19 protein-coding genes are annotated in these 21,661 nt (G+C 57.9%); 9 read left to right on the top strand and 10 right to left on the bottom strand.

Features of this window, described 5'->3' with window-relative positions; all coding sequences use genetic code 11:
- Positions 1 to 33 precede the first annotated feature (33 nt).
- Complete coding sequence (gene purE / locus DRW39_RS08420; RefSeq protein ID WP_116106583.1) at positions 34 to 525, top strand: 5-(carboxyamino)imidazole ribonucleotide mutase; 492 nt, start codon at positions 34 to 36, stop codon at positions 523 to 525.
- A gap of 76 nt (positions 526 to 601) precedes the next feature.
- The gene (locus DRW39_RS08415) at positions 602 to 2,266 is read left to right on the top strand and encodes a glutamine--tRNA ligase/YqeY domain fusion protein (protein ID WP_116106582.1); all 1,665 of its coding nucleotides are present in this window, start codon (positions 602 to 604) and stop codon (positions 2,264 to 2,266) included.
- A gap of 25 nt (positions 2,267 to 2,291) precedes the next feature.
- On the opposite strand, the gene DRW39_RS08410 is transcribed toward DRW39_RS08415, so the two are convergent.
- Together DRW39_RS08410 and DRW39_RS08405 are read right to left on the bottom strand one after the other, a co-directional pair.
- A complete protein-coding gene (locus tag DRW39_RS08410; RefSeq protein WP_116106581.1) occupies positions 2,292 to 2,681 on the bottom strand; it encodes a translation initiation factor in 390 nt (129 codons plus the stop codon).
- Position 2,682: 1 nt separating this feature from the next.
- On the bottom strand, positions 2,683 to 3,105 hold the full coding sequence (locus tag DRW39_RS08405) for a DUF983 domain-containing protein (protein WP_116106580.1): 423 nt from the start codon (positions 3,103 to 3,105) through the stop codon (positions 2,683 to 2,685).
- 209 nt (positions 3,106 to 3,314) lie between these two features.
- On the opposite strand from DRW39_RS08405, the gene DRW39_RS08400 reads away from it, so the two are divergent.
- Complete coding sequence (locus tag DRW39_RS08400; protein ID WP_116106579.1) at positions 3,315 to 4,181, top strand: RNA polymerase sigma factor RpoD/SigA; 867 nt, start codon at positions 3,315 to 3,317, stop codon at positions 4,179 to 4,181.
- Between the two features lie 665 nt (positions 4,182 to 4,846).
- On the opposite strand, the gene DRW39_RS08395 is transcribed toward DRW39_RS08400, so the two are convergent.
- The 4 genes from DRW39_RS08395 to DRW39_RS08380 all read right to left on the bottom strand — a co-directional run bounded on the left by DRW39_RS08395 (position 4,847) and on the right by DRW39_RS08380 (position 7,899).
- The gene (locus DRW39_RS08395) at positions 4,847 to 5,305 is read right to left on the bottom strand and encodes a gliding motility lipoprotein GldH (protein ID WP_157976005.1); all 459 of its coding nucleotides are present in this window, start codon (positions 5,303 to 5,305) and stop codon (positions 4,847 to 4,849) included.
- Positions 5,302 to 6,465 carry a molecular chaperone DnaJ gene (gene dnaJ, locus DRW39_RS08390; protein WP_116106577.1) on the bottom strand — a complete coding sequence of 388 codons (1,164 nt, stop codon included), beginning with the start codon at positions 6,463 to 6,465 and terminating at the stop codon, positions 5,302 to 5,304. Before dnaJ ends, DRW39_RS08395 begins: the two co-directional genes overlap by 4 nt.
- A gap of 39 nt (positions 6,466 to 6,504) precedes the next feature.
- Positions 6,505 to 7,086 carry a nucleotide exchange factor GrpE gene (locus DRW39_RS08385; protein ID WP_116106576.1) on the bottom strand — a complete coding sequence of 194 codons (582 nt, stop codon included), beginning with the start codon at positions 7,084 to 7,086 and terminating at the stop codon, positions 6,505 to 6,507.
- 108 nt (positions 7,087 to 7,194) lie between these two features.
- Positions 7,195 to 7,899, bottom strand: a complete 705-nt coding sequence (locus DRW39_RS08380; protein WP_116106575.1) for an NUDIX hydrolase — start codon at positions 7,897 to 7,899, stop codon at positions 7,195 to 7,197.
- Between the two features lie 176 nt (positions 7,900 to 8,075).
- Here DRW39_RS08380 and DRW39_RS08375 point away from each other — a divergent pair, with 176 nt between their 5' ends.
- From DRW39_RS08375 to murQ, 3 genes are all read left to right on the top strand, one after another.
- A complete protein-coding gene (locus tag DRW39_RS08375; protein ID WP_116106574.1) occupies positions 8,076 to 8,804 on the top strand; it encodes an outer membrane lipoprotein-sorting protein in 729 nt (242 codons plus the stop codon).
- Between the two features lie 65 nt (positions 8,805 to 8,869).
- Positions 8,870 to 11,908 carry a hypothetical protein gene (locus DRW39_RS08370; RefSeq protein ID WP_232830100.1) on the top strand — a complete coding sequence of 1,013 codons (3,039 nt, stop codon included), beginning with the start codon at positions 8,870 to 8,872 and terminating at the stop codon, positions 11,906 to 11,908.
- 8 nt (positions 11,909 to 11,916) lie between these two features.
- A complete protein-coding gene (gene murQ, locus DRW39_RS08365; RefSeq protein WP_116106573.1) occupies positions 11,917 to 12,714 on the top strand; it encodes an N-acetylmuramic acid 6-phosphate etherase in 798 nt (265 codons plus the stop codon).
- Here the strand turns inward: murQ and DRW39_RS08360 are convergent.
- Genes DRW39_RS08360 through DRW39_RS08345 form a run of 4 tightly spaced genes read right to left on the bottom strand, consistent with a single transcriptional unit; the run spans position 12,673 to position 18,183 of the window.
- Positions 12,673 to 13,716 (bottom strand): alpha/beta hydrolase, encoded by a 1,044-nt coding sequence (locus DRW39_RS08360; RefSeq protein WP_116106572.1) that lies wholly within the window; start codon positions 13,714 to 13,716, stop codon positions 12,673 to 12,675. The two genes, murQ and DRW39_RS08360, sit on opposite strands and share 42 nt — an antisense overlap.
- Before the next feature lie 36 nt (positions 13,717 to 13,752).
- Positions 13,753 to 15,072, bottom strand: coding sequence for a cation:proton antiporter (locus DRW39_RS08355; protein WP_116106571.1), 1,320 nt, complete (start codon positions 15,070 to 15,072; stop codon positions 13,753 to 13,755).
- Between the two features lie 15 nt (positions 15,073 to 15,087).
- Positions 15,088 to 15,813, bottom strand: a complete 726-nt coding sequence (locus tag DRW39_RS08350; protein ID WP_116106570.1) for a hypothetical protein — start codon at positions 15,811 to 15,813, stop codon at positions 15,088 to 15,090.
- 3 nt (positions 15,814 to 15,816) lie between these two features.
- Positions 15,817 to 18,183 (bottom strand): hypothetical protein, encoded by a 2,367-nt coding sequence (locus DRW39_RS08345; RefSeq protein WP_116106569.1) that lies wholly within the window; start codon positions 18,181 to 18,183, stop codon positions 15,817 to 15,819.
- A 356-nt stretch (positions 18,184 to 18,539) separates the two neighbouring features.
- Here DRW39_RS08345 and DRW39_RS08340 point away from each other — a divergent pair, with 356 nt between their 5' ends.
- The 3 genes from DRW39_RS08340 to DRW39_RS08330 all read left to right on the top strand — a co-directional run bounded on the left by DRW39_RS08340 (position 18,540) and on the right by DRW39_RS08330 (position 21,609).
- Positions 18,540 to 19,727: a hypothetical protein gene (locus DRW39_RS08340; RefSeq protein WP_116106568.1), complete on the top strand. Its 1,188-nt coding sequence runs from the start codon at positions 18,540 to 18,542 to the stop codon at positions 19,725 to 19,727.
- Positions 19,728 to 19,847: 120 nt separating this feature from the next.
- On the top strand, positions 19,848 to 20,948 hold the full coding sequence (locus tag DRW39_RS08335; RefSeq protein ID WP_198664823.1) for a hypothetical protein: 1,101 nt from the start codon (positions 19,848 to 19,850) through the stop codon (positions 20,946 to 20,948).
- 85 nt (positions 20,949 to 21,033) lie between these two features.
- Complete coding sequence (locus DRW39_RS08330) at positions 21,034 to 21,609, top strand: hypothetical protein (RefSeq protein WP_116106566.1); 576 nt, start codon at positions 21,034 to 21,036, stop codon at positions 21,607 to 21,609.
- Positions 21,610 to 21,661 lie beyond the last annotated feature (52 nt).

The raw sequence follows: 21,661 nt of genomic DNA, 5'->3' as shown, positions 1-21,661 counted from the left end.
TCCTGGCTTACCTTGCCGGCCAAAAGCACGACTATGGTATCCATTATCATGGGCTCCGATTCGGACCTACCCATTATGCGGCAAGCAGCCGAAATACTCGAAGAACTGAATATCCCCCTGGAGGTGACCGTCGTTTCCGCTCACCGGACGCCGGACCGGCTCTTCGAATATGCAAAGGCGGCGGCGGAGCGCAGGATAAAAGTGATCATCGCGGGGGCGGGCGGAGCGGCCCATCTTCCCGGTATGGTGGCCAGCCTCACTCCACTGCCGGTCATCGGCGTTCCGATCAAGAGCCGGAACAGCATCGACGGGTGGGACTCCGTACTCTCTATTCTGCAGATGCCCGGCGGGATACCCGTGGCCACCGTCGCGCTCGACGGAGCGAAGAACGCCGGCCTGCTGGCCGCCCGTATCCTCGGGGCGCAGGATGAGGCGATCCGTAACCGCCTCTTGGAATACCAGGAGAGCTTACGCGCCAGCGTGGAAGTGAAGTACCGGAAACTGGAAAAGGACGGCTGGAAGTAGGGAGGTAGGTATACCCCGAGCGGGCATACCGTAACTTCGCGCTTTACCGCAGCGTTACCCCCCAAAGTTTACCAGCATGTCTACCGCCACCAGAAAAGCCGACAACTTCATCGAGGAAATCATCGTCGAGGATCTCGATAACGGCAAGCACGAAGGCCGCATCCATACCCGCTTCCCGCCGGAACCCAATGGCTACCTCCATATCGGCCACGCTAAGGCGATCGTCATCAACTTCGAGACGGCCCGTAAATACGGTGGCAAGACCAACCTGCGGATGGACGACACGAACCCGAGCACGGAGGAAACGCTCTTTGTCGATAATATTCAGAATGACATCCGGTGGCTCGGCTATGAATGGGAAGGGGAAACCCGCTACGCCTCCGACTATTTCGACGATCTGTATGCTTTGGCGCTGCGCCTGATCGACAAGGGCTTAGCGTACGTGGATGAGTCCAGTGCAGCCGCCATCGAGGCGCAGAAGGGCGACATCGGCGTACCGGGTACCAACAGTCCCTTTCGCGACCGCAGTCCGGAAGAAAACCGCGACCTCTTCGAGCGGATGCGTGCCGGTGAATTTCCGGACGGCAGTCGGGTACTGCGTGCGAAGATCGACATGGCGCACCCCAATCTGTTACTCCGCGATCCGGTCCTTTACCGGATCAAGCACGAAGCCCACCATCGCACGGGCGACAAGTGGTGCATCTATCCGCTCTACGACTTCGCGCACGGACAGAGCGATTCGCTGGAGGAGATCACCCACTCGCTGTGTAGCCTGGAGTTCCGCCACCACCGCGATCTCTACAACTGGTTGATCGACGCCCTGGAGATATTTCCGAGCCGGCAGATCGAGTTCGCACGGATGAACGTGGACTACTTCATCACCTCCAAGCGGAAGCTAAAGCTGCTGATCGATGAGGGTATCGTCACCGGCTGGGACGACCCCCGCATGAGCACACTTGCCGGGCTGCGCCGGAAGGGCTATCCGGCCGAGGCGATCCGTAATTTCTGTCTGGATACCGGTGTTACCCGCCGCGACAATCAGCAAACGTTGGACCTGCTGGAGTTTAAGGTGCGTGAGGTGCTCAACCGCGACGCTCACCGGTATATGGCGGTACTGGAGCCGGTAAAGTTGGTCATCACCAACTACCCGGAAGGGCAAACCGAAATGCTCGAAACGGAAAACAATCCGGAAGACGAATCAGCGGGCAGCCGGGAGCTTCCCTTCAGCCGGGAGTTGTACGTGGAGCGCTCCGATTTCCGGAAGGAGCCTCAGAACCGGAAGTACTACCGACTGGCCCCGGGTAAGGACGTTCGCCTGAAGAGTGCCTACATCATCCACTGTGAAGGCCACGAGGAGGATGCCGACGGAAACGTTACGCAGATCAATTGTACTTACTATCCAGACTCCAAATCCGGTGAGGATACCAGCGGCGTCAAGGCCAAGGGTACGCTTCACTGGGTAAATGCGGATTCCGCCCTCGACCTCACCGTTCGGATGTATGAGCCCTTGTTTACCGATCCGACGCCGATGGACTACGAGGACCGTGACTTTATGGAATTCGTCAATCCGAACAGTCTGACCACGGTAAAAGCCAAAGGCGAGCCCGCGCTCGCGGAGGCCCGGGTAGGCGATCAGTTTCAGTTTCTGCGCCAGGGCTACTTCACCGTCGATCCCGACAGTTTGCCGCAACAACCGGTTTTCAATCTCACGGTCGGGCTCAAATCAAGCTGGAAAGGGTAGGGGAGAGGCTGCCAGAGGGTTTCTTTTAGCCGCCGCTTTTCTTCACGTCTTTGTATCCCAGGTAGACCAGATCTTCCAAGACCCGGTCGCGCTGGTTTCCCTGTACGATGATCTCACCGTCCTTTACCGACCCACCAACGCCGCAGGCCATTTTCAACTTTTTGCCGAGGGCCTTTAGCTCGGATTCCGGTCCTTCGAAACCGGTGACGATGGTCGCTTCCTTGCCCCGGCGTTGCTTGCGATCGAGGTAAATGCGTAGGGCGGCATCTTTATTGATGCCGGTGCTATCGTCGTCGGTATCCGCTGCATCCGGATTGTTCGCCGGCCCGGCGGGCAGGTCACTCAGTTTGGATAGCGCGGAAAAGGGGTTATCGCTGGCGGTCGGCTTGTCGGGGGAGTAGTCCTTGCGGGCCATATCAGGTTGATTTGACGGTGGTGGGGGGCGAAACGTTGATGGTGCCGGCCTCGGCGGCGGCGGCCTTTTCCGGCTTGTATCCGAAGACCAAGTTAAGGTAAGCGGAGCGGCTGACGCGGAACCACCACACGAACAGGATAGCCACTATACCGATGAGCGCAGCGAAAGAGGCCAGCATCGACCAGCCCAGTACCCAGTGTAGAAACATGACCACGCCGAGGCAGAAGAAGCCCGATCCGATGTAGGAGATGAACATCGCACCGTAGTAAAAACCCGGTTCGGGGAAGTAGGGCTGCCCGCAGGCGGGGCAGTGCGTATACTGCGCGAAAGGCTGACGGTAAGAGAAACTGCCGGTGGGGAAAAGATCCCCCTGGTGGCAGGTGGGGCACTTCAAAGAAAAAATACTGTACAGTTTACTGGCCATCGGGTGCGCTTACTTGATCGAATACGTTATAAGAGTGGAAACCGTAGATGGCTTGCAAAGTTAAGCGAAGCGTCGGACCGAATTAATTCGGGTCGGTCGGTAACTAATCCTTCGGTGGGATGCATTATCCAAATGCGTGGGTAAAGTTTCCTATATTAGGACTTGCTTTTAGCCAATAAATGGATTCAGGTTTGAAAAGGTAGATTAGAATGCGTCAGTTAAAAATCAGCAACAAGATTACCAGCCGCGAGAGTATCGCCCTGGAAAAGTATCTGACCGATATCGGAAAGATCGATCTGTTGACCCCGGAGGACGAGGCAGAATTGGCCGCCCGCATCCGAGAGGGGGACCAGCTGGCGCTCGAACGGCTCACCAAGGCCAACCTGCGATTCGTTGTTTCCGTAGCGAAGCAGTATCAAAACCAGGGGCTCAGCCTGTCCGACCTCATCAACGAAGGAAACGTCGGCCTCATCAAGGCGGCTAAGCGTTTTGACGAGACCCGGGGCTTCAAATTCATTTCCTACGCCGTCTGGTGGATCCGGCAGAGCATCATGCAGGCGATTGTCGAATACAGCCGCCTGGTACGCATGCCGAATAATAAGGCAGCCGGTTACACGAAGGTCACCGAGGCGATCGCGAGCTTCCAACAGGAATTCGAACGCGACCCGGAACCCGAGGAGCTCGCCGAAATTCTGCAGATCTCGGTCGCGGACGTCGACCGGGCCATGCGCGGCCGCATGCGGCACCTGTCTTTCGATGCCCCCGTGGCCGGAGATGACAGCGATATCACCATGCTGGATACGCTCCCCAACGACGAAGGCTCCAATCCCGACCTCAAGGTTATGGGCGAATCCCTCAGCAAGGAAGTCGTCGCCAACCTCAATCTCCTCGCCCCCCGGGAGCGTGCCGTACTGGCCGCCTACTTCGGACTGGACGGTGAAGAGCAACTCAACCTCGAAGAGATCGGCGATCGCTTCGACCTGACCCGCGAGCGGGTTCGGCAGATCAAGGAGCGGGCTATTCGCCGGCTACGGCGTAGCCGGAATAAGAACTTGCTACGGAGTTATCTGGGGTAACCCCAACCAGGGTCCCGGAGCTCCAGCTCCGGGGATACTCGTCGTCATACGCATGACTTTCACGGGCTCAGCAGTTGATTCTGCACTTCGGCGGACCTGGAACGCCTCCCCCCATCCAGGGTCCCGGAGCTCCAGCTCCGGGGAAAATCGTCGTCATACGCATGACTTGCACGGGTTCAGCAATTGATTTTGCATTTCAGCGGAGCTGGAACGCCTTCCCCCCCCAATCAGGGTCCCGGAGCTCCAGCTCCGGGGATACTCGCTAGCTTACACGAGACAACCCCACTTATAGCAGGTCATTCTGCACTTCAACGGAGCTGGAGCTCCCCCCCCCAACCAGGGTCCCGGAGCTCCAGCTCCGGGTATACTCGCCGTCATACGCATGACTTGCACGGGCTCAGCAGTTGATTCTGCACTTCGGCGGACCTGGAACGCCTCCCCCCCAACCAGGGTCCCGGAGCTCCAGCTCCGGGGATCCTCGCTAGCTTACACGCGACAACCCCGCTTATAGCAGGTCATTCTGCACTTCAACGGAGCTGGAGCTCCCCCCCCATCCAGGGTCCCGGAGCTCCAGCTCCGGGGATACTCGTCACTGGGTAAGAGCTATCCACCTCCATATCAGGGATGCTTCACTTCGGCGGAGTTAACGCTCCGCCACCCTCATATCAGCGCTTAACGATACGAAAACCCAGGCCCGTAATCTCCGGCAACGGATCCTCCCGGGAATACTGACCCACCACCAGGCGATGCTCCCCCGCCTGGGGAAAGCGGGTACCTTCCTGAATAGATATATCGGTGGTACAATCTTCGGAATCGCAGTCACCGTACCACTCACCAAACTTATCGGCAAGCTCCAGGGAAAGCGGCTGCTCCAGCACGGTACCGCCGGGGAGGTGGGTTCTCAGGTGAACGTAAAAGTTCTGGGAAACGAAGTCCTGGGTGTGGTCAACCGTCAGGACGAGATCGTAGGTAGCAGTAGTATCCGTGATGGGAAACGCAAAGCTTACGCTATCGGCGTACGGCCACCCGTCAGGACCGAAATCCGTTTTTTCCTGGTAAACGACGTCCGGTCCGCAGGAGGCGAAGAGTAGAACGGTTAAGGCTAGAAAGAACCGGTTGCTCACGAAAAATACTCCTTCATGCGCTCGAAGAATCCCTTATCCCCTTTTTCGAGTTTCGGATCGAAGTTCTCCATGTCCCGCATCCGTTCGAGGAGTTCCGTTTCTTCCCGGGTCAGTTTCTTCGGCGTCCAGAGATTGACGTGGATCAACTGATCGCCTCGGTGGTGGCTTTGCAGGGCGGGGAGGCCTTTGCCGCGCAGGCGGAAGATCTTCCCGGATTGCGTACCCGCGGGCACCTTGATTTTCACCCGTCCGGCGATCGTCGGAACCTCAACGGAGGTACCCAGGGCCGCATCGGCGAAGTTCAGGTAAAGATCGTAGATCAGCTTTTGGCCGTCACGCTGCAGTTCCTCGTGGGGCTTTTCCTGTACGTTGATCAAAAGATCGCCCGGAGGGCCGCCGCGGCGGCCGGCATTGCCCTTACCGCGCATGCTCAGTTGCATACCTTCCTCGACGCCGGCCGGGATGTTGACCTCTATCGTGTCTTCACCGTAGACGCGGCCGTCTCCCTTACAATGGTTACAGGTGGCCTTGATCTGTGTTCCCGTTCCCGAGCAGGTGGGACAGGTCGTGGTCGTGGCCATTTGTCCGATGAAAGTGGACCGAACCTGGCGGACTACCCCGGCTCCGCCACAGGTCCGACAAGTTTCCACGCTGCTGGCATCCTTGGCGCCACTGCCATCACAGACGTCACAGACTTTCTGCCGTTTTACCTTGATGCGCTTGGTTACGCCCTCGGCAATCTCTTCCAGGGTCAGGGGAACCTTGATACGTAAATTGGAACCGCGCTCGCCGCGGGGCTGGCGACGTGCCCCTCCGCCGGCACCACCACCGAAGAAGGAACCGAAAGCTCCGCCTCCGTCTCCGAACATGTCTCCGAACTGGGACATAATGTCCTCCATGGTCATACCGCCGGGGCCGCCTCCGAATCCGGCCTGTCCGTGCACGCCGGCGTGACCGAAGCGGTCGTAGCGCGCGCGCTTGTCGCCGTCGTTGAGGACATCGTAGGCTTCGGCAGCTTCTTTGAATTTATCCTCCGCGGCTGCATCTCCCGGATTGCGGTCCGGGTGATACTTCATGGCTAGTTTTCGGTAGGCTTTCTTCAGGGTATCGGCATCGGCGTTCTTCGGAACACCCAGTACCTCGTAATAATCTCTGGCCATATGGCTATGCTCTTAAATTGTGCTGGGATGGGCCGCGGCCTACTTGCCCACTACCACCTTAGCGTGGCGAATAATGCGTCCGTTGAGGGTGTAGCCTCGCTCGATGGTGTCGACTACTTTGCCACTCATTTCGGGGTTGGGTATCTCCGTAACTGCTTCGTATAGGTCGGAATTGTATTCCTTTCCGGTGCTGTCCATGGATTTCAGTCCCTGGGAAGCCAAAGCGGAGATCAGCTTTTTGTGGACGAGTCCGATCCCGTTGTTCCAAATTTCGGCGGTGTTCTCGTCTTTTTCGGCCAGCTGCGCGGCCCGGTCGAAGTCATCCAGAACCGGTAGAAGCGACTTCATGGTCTTGCTCCCGGCGGTCTCCATCATTTCCAGGCGTTCGCGCTGGGTGCGGCGCTTGTAATTGTCAAACTCGGCATAGAGGCGTAGGTAGCGATCTTCTTTTTCCTCCAACCGCTTTTGCAGTTCGTCAAGGTCAACGCTATCCGGAATATTCTCCTGCAGGTTCTCGTCGGATTTCAGATCGTCGGCACCGGAATGTTCTTTCGGGGCGGCATCGCTGTGCTCCAGCATCTCATCGTCTACGATGGGCTCGTCGGGTTTCTTCTGACTCATGTTCTTAAAAAATTTTCTCACGCCGGTCAACCGGCAAATCTAGGACCATTGATCAATGCGGAAAGTTTGTCACGCCATATCGGCATGTTCTGCCACCCACCGGTGCCACTATCCCTTTACCTCGAAGTTGAAACCTTCCCGTGTCAGTTGGCGATAGCGATTCTCGTCGAAGCGGTAAAGGCGGGCCGGCCGATGACTGACGCCTTCCTGGGTGCGGTCGAGGGGTAAGATCAGGTCCATGGACAGGATCTTCTTCCGGAAGTTTCGCTTTTCCAGTTTGGTTTCCCAGATGGCCTCGTAGAGGTGCTGCAGTTCGGTAAGGGTAAATTCGGGGGGCAGAAGCTCGAATCCTACCGGGCGGGTACGAATGCTGCGTTGTAACTGATCACGCGCGGTCAGGAGAATCTCCAGGTGATCGAAGGCTAGATTGTCCAGGCCGGTCAGGTCATGCCAGGCCACCTCGCGGGAAAGGGTAAGCGCGCGGGGGCTGAAATCGGCAATCTTTACCAGGCTGTAATACGCTACCGTGATGACGCGGCCCAGGGCATGCCGACCGGGGGCGCCGAAGGTATACGACTGCTCGAGGTAAACGTTCTCCAGGCCCGTAGTTTCCAGTAATACGCGTCGCGCGGCCTCGTCCAGGGCCTCCTTTTCGCGTACGAAGTGTCCAGGCAGGGCCCAATAATCATCGTAGGGAGCTTCACTGCGCCGGATGAGCAGCACTTTGAGGGCGCCCTCGTCGAAACCGAAGATCACGTTGTCTACGGTAAAGGCTGATTTGAAGTAATTGTCGAAAGGCGTATGGGGCTCCACGCAGTGCTTTTGACAAAGATAGCCCTTCGCCTTCGGAGGTACTCCACGTTCGGTCGATCGAAAAGTTTTAACCGTTGATCGAAAGGCGGAGGGCGGCCCGGTTGCCCCGCCGTATCTTTAGGATATTCAACACAGGTGGTCCTCGTGACCATACAAACCGACTTACTTTGAAAAATTTGACCCTATTTATCATGCTTGCCGTCGGATGTTTCCTCCCCCTCAGTGCCCAGACGGCCGTTGATGCTCCCCCCGCCCGGGAGATCGCCGACGCGTACATAGAGACCATTGGCGGCGCCGACGCCTGGAAAGCACTGCAGGCATACCAGTTCGAAGGAAAAGCCAATATGCAGGGCATGGAGTTTCCCATAACGGTAACTTCCGCAGAGGGCGACAAGACCCGCGTAGAATTGAATATTCAGGGCAACCAGATGGTCCAGGCCTACGATGGCACCACCGCCTGGATGTACTTCCCCATGCAGGGCATCACCGAACCCAAGGAAATGTCCGCGGAAGAAGCGGCCGACCTGACCTCCAGCCCGTTTCTGGACGTATTCGTCGATACCGAAGCCCGGGGTTACACGCTGGAGAATGTAGAAGGCCGGGAGCTCGACGGTACACCCACCTACGGCGTTCTCGTCACCAACGACGAAGGCTTCAGCCGCACCTACTACTTCGATACGGAAACCATGGTCCCCGTCATGATGTCGTTCACCAGTGAAGGCGGGCAAATGAAGGGTATGACGATGGAAACCTACCTGAGCGATTACCAGGAGGTAGATAATGTCATCATTCCCATGTACATGGAGAACAAGGTGAACGGACAAACCGTCATGGCCATGACCTTCGAAACCGCCGCCATCAACCCCGAATTGCCGGAGAACTTCTTCTCCATGGATAGTATGTAAAGCATCATCCGGCACCTCCGACTTTGCCTTTCCGTTTTCGCAGACCGCTACGACACTCACCCCTTATGATGCGATCAATTTTCTTACTCGGCGGGCTTTGCCTGTCCTGGCTGCTCTCTGCCCAGTCGGATTTCACCACCACGACCGCCCTCTTCGGTGATCTACGTGCCCGGCAGATAGGACCGGCTACCATGAGTGGCCGGGTCAGCTGCCTGGCCGTCGATCCCGGGGACGCGGCGACGGTGTACATCGGAGCCGGCGGCGGCGGCGTATGGAAAACCATCAACAACGGCGCCACCCTCCAGCCCGTATTCGATGAGCACGTACAGAGCATCGGAGCGATCGCCCTGGCACCCGCCGATCCGCAGACGGTGTACGTCGGCACGGGGGAGCCCTGGGTACGCAACAGCGTCAGCATCGGTGACGGGGTTTACCGGAGCCTGGACGGCGGCAATCGCTGGGAACACCTGGGACTGGACTCAACCGAGCGGATTGCAGGCATCGTAGTACACCCACAGCATGCGGATACCGTCTACGTGGCCGCCCTCGGGCCGCTGTGGAGCGATGGCACCCAGCGCGGCGTCTATCGATCGACGGATGGCGGAGCGAATTGGGAGCGAATCCTTTACGTGGACGAAGCCACCGGTGCCGCCAGTCTGAGTTTGGACCCCGCTAATCCCGATATTCTCTTCGCCGCCATGTGGAGTCATCGCCGGTACCCCCACTCCTTCGATTCGGGATATACCGGTATTTCCGCGCTCTATCGCAGCCGCGACGGGGGCGACAACTGGGAGAAACTTTCCGAGGGGCTTCCCACCGAAACGCTCGGGCGTATTGCCGTTACGGTCGCGCCCGGCAACGGCGACGTCGTCTACGCCAGCGTGGAAACCGGAAGCGAAAAGACCAAAGGTTTATACCGCAGCGAAGACGGTGGCGACACCTGGGCGCTGGTCGATCGCACCTTTCCCAACCAAATCCGCCCCTTCTATTTCGCGCGCCTGGCCGTTGACCCCGCAAACGACAGCATCGTCGTGAAATGCGGCCTTAATGCCGTTATCACGCAGGACGCCGGGAACAGCTGGCGGACCTTCGACCAGAGCATTCATTCCGACGCCCACGATGTGTACATCGATCCCTCCGACGGGCGTCACATCCTCGTAGCTACGGACGGCGGCGTTTACGAAAGCTTCGATCGGGGCTACACCTTTAAGATGTGGCAAAATCTGCCCGTCAGCCAGTTCTATCACGTATCGGTCGATAATGCCGATCCCTACCGGATCTACGGCGGCTTGCAGGACAATGGCAGCTGGTATGGACCCAGCAGCCGGCCCGGGGGAGTCCGGAATTCGGACTGGCATAAGACCCTCGGGGGCGATGGTTTCTATAGCTTCCGCCATCCCACTCAACCGCATTATGTATTCAGTGAGTACCAGGGGGGCAACCTGGCCCGGTTCGACGAACGCACCGGACGAGCCAAAAGCATTACCCCCTATCCGGATGAGGAAGCGGAAGAACTAAGGTTCAACTGGAGCGCTCCGCTTTACCTCAGCCCGGATGGCGAGCGGCTGTACTTCGCCAGCCAATATTTATTTCTGAGCGACGACGAGGGCGACAGCTGGCAGCGCATCAGTCCCGATCTGACGACCAACGACACGAGCCTACAACAGCAGTGGAAGAGCGGTGGACTGAGTATCGATAATTCCGGCGCGGAAAACCACACCACCATTTACGCCGTGGCGGAAAGTCCGCGCGACCCCCAGGTGATTTGGGTTGGAACCGACGATGGAAACCTACAGGTTACGCTAAACGGTGGTGATAGCTGGAATAAGGTCAACTCGGAAACCGACGGCCTGCCCGCGGGCAGCTGGGTCACCTTTATCGATGCCAGTCCGCACGATCCTCAAACCGCCCTGGTGACTTTCGACAACCATCGCAGAGGCGATATGAATACCTACCTCTACCGCACCACCGATGCCGGACAGAGCTGGGAACGACTGGACAGTGAGGAAATACGGGGTTACGCCCTTAGTGTCCGGCAGGACCCCGAGCAGCCGAACCTGCTCTATCTCGGCACGGAATTCGGCCTGTACCTAAGCCTGGATGGCGGCAAAAGCTGGGCACCGTTTCGCAACCAGGTTCCCCTGGTGGGCATCCGCGATATGGTCATTCATCCAACCGAGGGCGACTTGATATTGGGAACCCACGGACGGGGCGTGATCATCCTGGATGATCTGGAAGCGCTTCGCCAGCTGGGGCCGGGCCTGGGCGAAAACCCGATCACCTTCCTTGAACGCGATACCTTCTTTTTTTCAGAGCGTGGGGCCGCAGGTAGAAACCAATACGCGGGAAGCGGTGTCTTTAGCGGTCCGAATCCAAGCGAGGACCTGAACATTCTCTACTACGCGAACAGGCGACACACCTTCGGAAAAATGTTCGTCAACATCTACCGTCAGGGAGAACTGATCCGTACCCTGCAGGCAGGAAAGGGGGCGGGCCTGAACGTCGTATCCTTACCCACCACGATGGATAAACCGAAAGCGCCGCCCAGTGACAACCGGTCGGCCCAGTTCGGGACCATGTATGGCCCCCGCCTGCCCGCCGGCAACTACCGGGTCGAGCTGGTAAAGGGCCGGGACACCTTTATGACGGAGGTCGTACTGGCCGTGGATCCGGAATCACCCTATACCGCAGACGCCCGCGCCGACCAGTATGCCGTGTTGATGCAGCTCTTCAATGATTCGGAAGAATTGGCCTACCTCCACGAGGTACTCGAGCAAATTTGGCTGCAGGCCTCGGAATCAGGCATGGATGAACTGGCCGAGCGAGCAGCGGCCTTGCAGTCTAAAATAGTTTTCACGGGCGGTGACGGTTACATCAACGAGGGCGAAAAGATTGGAGAGAAAGTCAGTCAACTCTATTCTTCCATCTCTTCGTTCCCCGGCCGTCCGTCCGCGAGCCAGCGCGCCGAAGGAGAGGCACTGCACGAACAAGTGGTGACGTTCCGCAATGAAGTGGAAGCCTTTACGAAAGCGCTTACCGGCGAAGAAGAAGGCAACGGCATCTCCATTCCCACGAAAGAAGCGTTCTTAGCGGCGGACAACTAACTCCCGCCATGCGTATTACCGAACAGCCCGGACCCTACCGCGATCTGGAAAAGCGTTCCGCCAGTGAACTGCTGACCTTTATAAACGAACAGGACCGGCTCGTCGCCCCCGCCGTCGGGGAATGCATCCCCGCCCTGACTGACCTGGTAGAGCAGATCGTTCCCCGGATGGAGCGCGGTGGCCGTCTCTTTTACATAGGCGCCGGCACCAGCGGTCGATTAGGCGTGCTGGATGCCAGTGAATGCCCGCCTACCTACGGCGTTCCGCCCGGTATGGTAATTGGTCTAATCGCCGGCGGCGACCGGGCGCTGCGGGACGCCGTAGAAGCGGCGGAAGACAGTGAGGGGCAGGCCTGGAAAGACCTGCAGGCACATGCCCCGAATGCAGACGATATCCTGATCGGTATTGCTGCCTCCGGCACTACACCATACGTGATTGGCGGTCTCCAAAAAGCCGGGGAAGCGGGCCTCCTCACCGGATGCGTTACCTGTAACCCCGGTGCTCCGGTGACCAAAGTTTGCGATCACCCGATCGTAGCCGTGGTCGGCCCGGAAGTCGTGACCGGCAGCACGCGCATGAAGAGCGGTACGGCGCAAAAGCTAATTCTCAACATGATCACCACCACGGTAATGATCCGCCTCGGCCGCGTTCGCGACAACCGGATGGTCGATATGAAACTTAGCAACGCCAAGCTGATCGACCGGGGATCGAAAATGATCGTAGAGGCTACCGGCCTGTCGTACCAAGAGGCGCGCAGCCGGCTCTTAGAAGCCGGGAGCGTGCGCGACGTAATCGACGGGGTGTAGCGGCTCCATCCCGAGCACATCCCGGCAGAAGTCGACGATGACCCGCTGCGTAGCCCTCCAGTCCTTCGATTTGATGTCGCTGGCCATGAAGTGCGTTTTGGGTGTCGGTAGGGTCACGATCATTTTCTGACCTTCGGGAGTGGCGAACAGATCGTGGACGGCCGGTAACCGGGTGACTTCTACGTGCTGATCCTTTTGCAGGAAGTTCTCCTTATAATACATGCTTAGCACCGGGCAGCTAACCTTCTCGAAGGTGGTATCCACCATGGTGGTCTGTACTAGTATTTGAAGTTGTACGAGTGCTTCGGCCGGATAGATCGTATCGAAGTACTGGTCGGCTTTCGGCTCGTCGTGCTTGATTTTTCGTTTTTGCCCCAGGGAAGCGAGATGGGCCAGTTCGTGACCCCAGGGGGACATCAGCAGCGAAGCACCGGGCTGGTCGTCTTCTACGTTCGGTCCGATATTGATGAGCGCATGGACGCGGTCGGGATAGGCCGCGGCCAGTTTGAGTCCCAGCGTACCACCAGTAGAAGTGGTGAAGAGGATCACCTTATTTCCGATGCGTTGGCCGATCAGGAGGGCGGCTTTCGCGTCGTTCCACGCATCATCCGGGGTAAATAATTCCAGGGCATCCTCGGCTTCCAGGCCGTGGCCCGACCAGCGACTCAGGTAAGCATTGGCACCGAATATGGCGGGCACGTTGACGTTGACCGGGTAGCCATCCCGGTAACTGCCGCCGAACCCGTGCAGGTATACGAAGGCGTACTCCGTAGGTTGATGTGCATCTGACGCCCATACGATGCGCGCCTCATTATTAGGTCGTACCGGAGCAGCTCGCTCATCGCGGGCTATTTCGCTTTCCAATTCATCCAAGTCCTCCGGCATATCCGGAAAAGCGGTGCCGTACTCCGGTAAATCGATGGTGGGTCCGAGGAAATAAGCTACCGTAGCGGCTACGATCAGCACTCCCGGCAAAATCAGCCACTTTTTAGAAATTTTCATGGCTTCCACGATTTTTGAAGCATCTTCCGTGATGGTCTAGTGCTGCGCTTCCCGCTCCACGACGGAATCATCGAGGCTGGGGGCTTTCCACCGTTCGTAGCCGATCGGGGTGCTGGCGACCTTGCGAATAGCGGAAGTAGTGCGCTTTTTATCGATCACCATCGCGAGGGTCATTATAAGGCTGGTACCGATGATGATAAAGAGCAGGACTCCGGGCTCAAAACCGGCTATCTGGATCTGTTGAGGAATGCTGTAAAACAACAGGATCGTGATCAAGCCGCGGGGAGCTACGAAGAGTTGCGGAAGCAGGTCCGGGCCGATAAAAATGCGCAGCAGGATAAAGCGAATGAGGTAAATGCTCAGGATGATCAGCATGCTGACGATGGCTACGTCTACGTTGAGCAGGCTGGCCAGGGAGATGGTCACCCCGAAGATCACGAAGAAGAAGGTGCGCACCACGAAGGCGGTCTCTACCGTGACCACGTGGAGGTCTTCGTAAATGTGCAGGGCTTTTTTATAGTTCAGCCACTTCTTCAGTTTGCCCCGGAAAAAGAGCCGCATGTTGGCTATGGTGAGTCCGAATGTCAGAATGATGATGAGCGAGGACAGGTGAATGGTTTTCCCGAGGGAATAAAGGAAGAGCAGCACCGCAATGAGCAGGAACAGCTTGACGTGGCTCTTGATGTTTTGAAAGATGAGGATGATGGCATAGCTCGCTACGATCGACGCCGCTACGGTGGCTACGACGTTCAGCAGAAATTCAATGGGGCTGCCGTGCTGTTCTACTGCTTCCAGCCCTTCTTCCACCCCTCCGCCGATCGGGATCTGGCTGAGCAGGAAGTAAAAGAGGATGATTCCGAGAATGTCCGAAAAGGTGCTTTCGTAGATGTGGAACTCCCGCTTGGCCCCCTTCAGGCCGGTTACGCTGGGGATGATGATCGCGCTGGATAGGATAGAGAGGGGCGTGGCGTAAAGCCAGGCAATCTGGCCGGACATATCATCGATAAAGTAGGTCAGGATCTCGGCGGCCACCCAAGTAGAAACTACCAGGCCGATAGCGGCCACCAGTAGCGACTTGCCGATCGGCAGAAATTTGTCCCGTTCCAGCTTAAGCTCCAGGGCGGCTTCCAGTACGATCATGATCAGCCCGAGGATCCCCAGAATCTGTAGGATCGGGAAGAAGTCCAGGTTGCCCAGTTCGACGGCATCCAGCCCGAACTTGCCAACAATGCCCAGTATGATGAGCATAAGGACGGAGGGTATATTCGTTCGCTTGGCGATCTCCCCGAAGAAGAACGAAAGGATGATGATGACGGAGGCCGCCATGATGATGATATAGGGGTCGACGTTTTGCATAGTGTCGGTTTGGTCTTAGCGTTGGGCAATGGTGGCGGGGTATCCCCATTCACCGAGCAGGGCCAGGAGCTCGGTCAGGTGTTTTTCTTCCCGGACCGAAAGCCGGGCCTGGATCTGGCTTTTCCGGTGCTCCGCGTACGAGAGCTCCGGTCGGAAACTGCGGTCCAGGTAGGGCGCGGTGGTAAGGCGGTCGGCAAGTTCCCGCAGGGGTTCTTCCTGCCCCTCCGGCGGGGAAAGCAGTAGCTGGTAGTAGCCCCCGATGTCCTTGCCGGTAATCAGGGAGTAGCCTCCGGTGAGTAGGGTAGTGTAGTTGACAAAGTGCAGCCCCTCACCGGTCTGCAGGTACAGCCCGATGCGATTGATACGGGAAATGACGCCGGTGTAGCGCTCGGTCTTCATACGTTTACCGACCGCGATGAGCGGAGTGAACAGCACGATGCGCCCACTGAGGTAGTCCCGGATGCGCGAAAAGCCCGCCGCGATCAACAGCAGCACGACTAAGAAATGCACTGCCGGATTAATAAATACGAAGATCATAAAGAGCATCAGCACGGCGATCGGTTCGTACAGTAGCAGGCCGGCCGCGAGAGCCTGGAAACTTCGGGCCCGAAACCCTTCGGGGCGCTTCGTTTTTTCCAGCCGATCGCGCAGGAAATACAGCAAGGCATAAATGCCGTACAACACGAGGGCCGCGAGCAGCAGGTCCATCCAGTTGAATAGGGGCGTAAGGAGCGTTTGCATGATTTAGCGGGTATATACCAGGTAAGCCTCGTCTTCGAGCAGCCGGCCCACGTCGTTCACGACGCTTTCGGTGATCTCGAGGGAGCCGTCGGCGTTTCGCGTCACCAGGCCGATGCGGATAAGTCGTTGCAGGATACTGGCGTAGCGTTCCTGGTAAGCAGGTCCGAACAGTTTGCGCAGACGGTAGTCGCGGGTACGTCTTTCCAATAGCAGGGTAGCGAGCAGCGTGGCGGTATCCGGGGAGAGGAAGGCCGGCAGGGAATAACGCTTACCCGTGGGTTGGTGGACGCGGTCGTCGTCAAAGCGCTGCGTGTAGTACGCCCACCGATTGATCGTATCCCCCACGTTTCCTTCCGTAGCCCGGTAGATCCGGCGCACCAGCTTGGCGAAGTGGGCGTCGCTAATGGATTCTCCGTCTTCGTCGACCAAAATCTTGTGGGTGGCTCCGTGGCGGATTCGTACGGCCTGCTCCATGTCCGGAAGGCTGAAGTCGTCCAGGTTGATCTCCGACTGGAAGACGCGGTCGATCTCCAGGTAGCGATTCAGGTGATTATAAACGGCGTTGCTGGTTGAAACCAGGAAAAAAATGCGGCCGGAATAATCGTCGATGTACTCTCCGAGCGCCCGCACGTTGGCGGCAAAGGTGGTGGTTTTGTCCGTCCACGTTTCCAGGTCGTCGATCCATACCAGGGGGCGGGATTGCACCGTGTACTTCTGCACGAAGGAAAGTGCGGCTTCCAGGCTGCCGGTCGTCTTTGTCCTCCGCCCCTGGACGGTGATGGAAGCATTCGGCTCGAGCCGAATGGTTTCCCCGGCGAAAAAGCGGTTGGTAACCAGTTCTCCGAATAGCGTTTTTCCCGCCAGGCGCTCCCCGGTCAGGATCACGGCCCCGCGGTAGCCCGCCTTCCAGTTGTCGATCAGTTGCCGCAGGTGGGCCGTTTCCTGCTCACGGCCTACCAGGAAGGATTCCCCAATGTAGCCGCGTGTCATCAGGATGTTGGTGTAGGCGCTGTTACGGGGCGAAAGGGTACGTTGCCGCACCACGCGCACGGTTTTTTCAGCAACGCTCAACTTTTCCTCGCGGGTCGCTTCGCCGATGCGGCGGTTAAGGCCACTGGCGTATTTACCCAGCCATTCGGTGAGCCGGCCCAGCACGCGACCCTGTTTGCGCGTGAAGGCGTCGAGGCCGCGCTGTAGCGGTAGGGGGAGAAAACCGGGGACGTCGCGGTAGGCGGATGCCAGTTCGAGATCCGTATAGATCAGGTGCTCCACCCGTTCGCGCAGGGTATCGTACTGCTGCCGGAGCTCGGTCGTTTTATTCAGGAAGGTGGTGAGGGGCTGAGCCAACTGGCGGTTGTCGAATTCGACTTCGTTGCCTGCCTTTATTTCGTTGGCCAGCAGCAGGGTTCGGTTCCGTACGTTGGCACTGGCTACGTCGAGTCCGTTGCGCATTTGCTCGCTGAGTTCCCAAATTTCGTAAACGAGCGGCATGACCTGCGCGCTGATCCACTGATCGGTCGAACGGCGGAAATTGATTTCCTTATACCGCAAAATGCCCTGATCGGAAGCGACCGTAACCCGCTGCTCCTCGCTGAGCCGGGCGATACCGGCCGTGACGGCATTGGTGTATCGGTCCAGCCGGGGGGGCGCCAGGTCTTGCTCGGCGAAATCCTCGAGTTTGGCGGCAATGGAACCCGGACGTTCCAGGTCGGCCTTCTCCTGGTTGATGTACTCGATAATGTCTTCGGCCCGCTGCCGCGCGCGGTCCAGCGTACTGCGGCTGCCGGCAATGGCTTCCTCCAGCAACTCGCGCACTTTCGCCAGATGGTCGGATTCCTGCCGCAGCGCGTCGTATTCGTCGGCAAGGGACGCGGATTGCTTGGCCAGTTCCTTGATTTGGTGGCGGTACAGGGGCCACGGATTGTGCTGCAACTTCCAGGCACTCAGCTGCTTCTTGCGCGTGCGCTCGTTGCGCTGGAGTGCTTCGAGGCGGGCCTGGTGATCGCCTTCCCACTCTCCCAGCGCTTCCCGGAGCGTACCGCGAGACCGCTCGTACAGGGTCCGTACGGAAGCTTTATCGGTTTTGCGTTCCCGCACCAACAGCTCGGCGATCTGTAATTGCAACTGTACGTCGCGAAACAGCATCAGAAAATGCTTGGCCTGCTCCGCCCATTCGAAGTGAAGAAGGCGGCATTCCAGATCGGAGAGGTCGGCCGATTCGTCGGACGGGCAAGCCTCCCCGCGCTCCACTATGGCGTCGGCCAGTTCCCGGGCGGTGGCGGCCATCTCGTGGGGTGACAAGTCGGGGTCCAGCCGCTGGATGGCGCTCTCGGCGGTAGTTGAAAAGGAAGCGGGAAGATCGGCGATCATTGCGGTAAGATAGAAAGGCTGACGAACTGCGGCCGCGGTGGGCTGAAATGTGGCCGGAGCATGAACTGAGAAGCGTAAATTTTGCAAAAATGCCGCGTAGTAAAATGGTTAAACCATCCAGCCCGGTGCAAGATCAATCGAAAACCAAGCGATCATGTTTTACTACGACGGAGGGAAACTCCGATACCATGTAAAAGTTGACAAGTCCGCCCCGCTATTTGGCAAGTGCCCCTGAGCTGGTTGGGTAGGGAATCTGGCGGCCCCGGGTATTTCTTCAGCCGGTGGCAGCCAAAATCCGATTGTCACGCATCTTGTCGGTGACAAGATGCCTTTCGCGTGCCTACTTACCCCTTACTATGATCCGGCTTATTGTATCTGTTTGCTCCTTCGTGGCGCTGTTTTATACCTGCGCCCCGTCGCCCGACAACGGCGCGGAAGCGTCCGGTCCGAAGGATCAGGAGTACGCGCTTACCGCAGCCAGGCCGATCGAATTTCTAGACGAAAGTTCCCGGTTTGGTGTGCTGCGACTAAGCCTGGAGGAGGATAGCGCCCGGCTATTTGACCCCTTTACCGATTACGAAACGACGGTGGCCGCTTTTGCAGGCCAGCGCCCCACGGGCCGCGACGATTCCCTCTATCTGGAGTATACCCTGGAAGCCGATAGCACCCTGAACGCTACGTGGCATTCACCAACGCAGCGTTACGCGCTTCGCTTCGCGGCGGTAGCGCCCGTGGCCGCCGGTTACTGGCCGGATTCCCTTGTCGGTCAGACATTTATGGTAAAAGGAAGGGCCGACTCCCTCGTGGTGCACTTGGCGGAGTTGAATAACAGTTCCGGCAATCGATACTTCATGTCGCATTTAATGACGGTCGAAGACGATGGGGAACGAGAAGTAGGTGCGCGCACGAGCGGATACGGGTTTTCTTCGGACGAACGCATCCACGCTGTCTTCGATCTGCCGGGCGATCGTGCCCCCGGGCAGATGCGGCGACCGTTGGCCTTCCCCGGGTTACTTGCCGACGGAACACCGGTACTTTACGTAATGGGTAGGGATACCATCAATCCCGTGCCGATCGATACGCTGGCGCTGCAGCCTTTCCCTTCCCTGCTGCCGGAAACCATGGCGGCGAAGGATCTGCTCGAGTTGCTCAATCGTGGGCGCGTGCAGGTGATGGAGTTGCCGGAGGAGCCGGACAGCATCGGTATTGCTTATCAGGTCGAACCTAGTCAGGAACACGACCCCATTCTTACCCGCGATGAACTGCCCGGTCTCGATGTCTCCTTCGCGGAGGATGGAGGCTTCACGCTCTTTGCGGGCGACCGGATCGTGCGGCAGGGTCGGTGGGCGCTGTCGCCGGACCGCAACTTCATGCTGATCATGCCCGACCAATCAGCGGCCCACGGGTTGACGATGATTCAGGCGTACCGGGATGACTATATTGCTATTCCCTTTCCGTTGGAGGTGGAGACCCTCGAGCCACGGGGCGTTCGCCTGCGGTCTTACTACCGCCCCATGACGGAGCTGCGTTTTTACAAGAACTAGACCAGCGAGGTATTGGACCCGCCGGCACCGATCGACCCTGCCATGATCTTGCGAAACCTGACGTTGCTGATGATTCTTTACCTGGCGTGCGGGTGCGGAGATACGCGAAGCGCGGGCCCGGTGAGCATACCTAAGGGGAAAGACTATTTGCTCACGGAGGGCAAGCCACTGGACCTGTTGATTTTTTCCGGTAATTACGACGGGTTCCGCATGCGCATCGAGGGAGACACCGCGGAGTTGTTCTCGCCCTTTCTCCGCCACCGCGAGCGGGTGCCCGCTTACGCCGGGGACAGCTTGGCTACCTTTTCCGATGTGAGGTATATCGTTTACGAGGTACAGCCGGACAGTTCGCTACACGTGATCGTGCGAGACAGCAGTGGGATTATCGGACGACAGCTGTACGTGCTAGGGGAGCGTCTGTCGGTACACGATATGAGCGATGCAGTGCCCGGCTATACCTACCGCCTTGACCTTGACGGAACAAGGTACTTGGCTTATTTCGCGGAGGAGGCGATCGCTACCGGCCCCGTTGCGGAGGTTCGCGTGCATCTTTTCCGTGAAGACCCCGATTTTCAGGGGGTAAAAAGAATTTCCAGCGGGCTCAGTAAACGGGCTTCGTACCGGAGCATTCCCGTTTACTTTCCGTACGACGCGGAGGAGGCCGGCGGGCGGCGGGGCATTCTCCTGTTTACCGGGGACGGGGCGGGGCAACCCCAGGCATACGTCGCCCACGATACGGCCATGCATGATCCGGTCGGACCTATTCCCCTCCAACGCCTGCATTCCGTGCTTCCGGAAGCGGTGGGTATGCAGGAGCTTTCCGAGTTGCTGAATCACTCCCGCGTCTCCATTGGAACGATCACCGACGAACCGGCACCGGGCAAACTAAAGTATGCCTACCAGGAGGATTTCGAGCGCCTCGGTGGTATGGTGGCTAGGGAAGTAGAGCAGCTCGATTTCGAGTTCACAGAAGAGGGGGCCTATACCGTATTCAGTGGCGATCGGGTTATTGGGCGGGGGGATTGGTCGCTCACGCCCGACCGAAACTTTATTGAACTTACCGATGCCATATATGGGGGCAGCCGCCTACACTTCATCGATGCCTTCACGGGCGACAGCCTGACGCTCGAATTTCCCTTGCTGATCAAAACGAGTGCGCCCCACGGTACGCAACTGGAGTCTTACTACGAGGCCGTTGCGATGATTAATTTTAATCGGTGAGCGATAAAGTCGGGACCATAAAAAACCCTTAACACGTCCAATAAACTCGGGGTGGGTCGTTATTTACACATAGCAACCCTACCTCATGAAAAACTATCTACTTGCATTTTCGCTGTTCTGCGGCACCTTTGCTTTTGCTCAGGAGATTTCTATACCAAATGTGAATTATCGCACGGAGGCTGATTACACGGCCCAAAATGAGAAGGTCATCGAGGTAGTGGATCATTTGCGCCGCTTTCCCGCCGACGTATACGAATCCCGGCGCAAGGAGGCAGTGTCTTATCTCACGCAGTGGCTGGTCGGTACGCCCGATGTAACGGTGGAACTGCACGCCTTCGCGATGCCCTACCTGCAGTACGGGGAGTCGATGGCCATCTTCATGGGCAGCTATGCCAAGGTTGACCTGCAGGATCCGGAGGCGGACGAGTTCGCCAAGAATATGACCGCATTGGAAAGCGTAGCGGAGTACTACCTGGATAACACCGATGTATTCGGCCGCGATAAGCAACTGGATAAGTTGGTCAAGATGCAGGAAAAGGACAAGCTCACCAAGCTGGTCGCTAAAGAACTCGAAAAAATAGAAAAGGAGCGCGCCAAGGACGCCGAGGCTGAAGCCGAAGCGGAAATGGTCGCCGAATCCGATAAGGAACAGGCGCGCTAGCCCTCCGCGGTTGTACCGGTTTTTACCGGGCAGTCGACTTATATACCCGGGA

The organism is Lewinella sp. IMCC34191 (assembly GCF_003390935.1).
GTDB lineage: Bacteria > Bacteroidota > Bacteroidia > Chitinophagales > Saprospiraceae > Neolewinella.
Note: the sequence above shows the minus strand (reverse complement) of the source record. Positions and strands in the feature narration are given on the sequence as shown.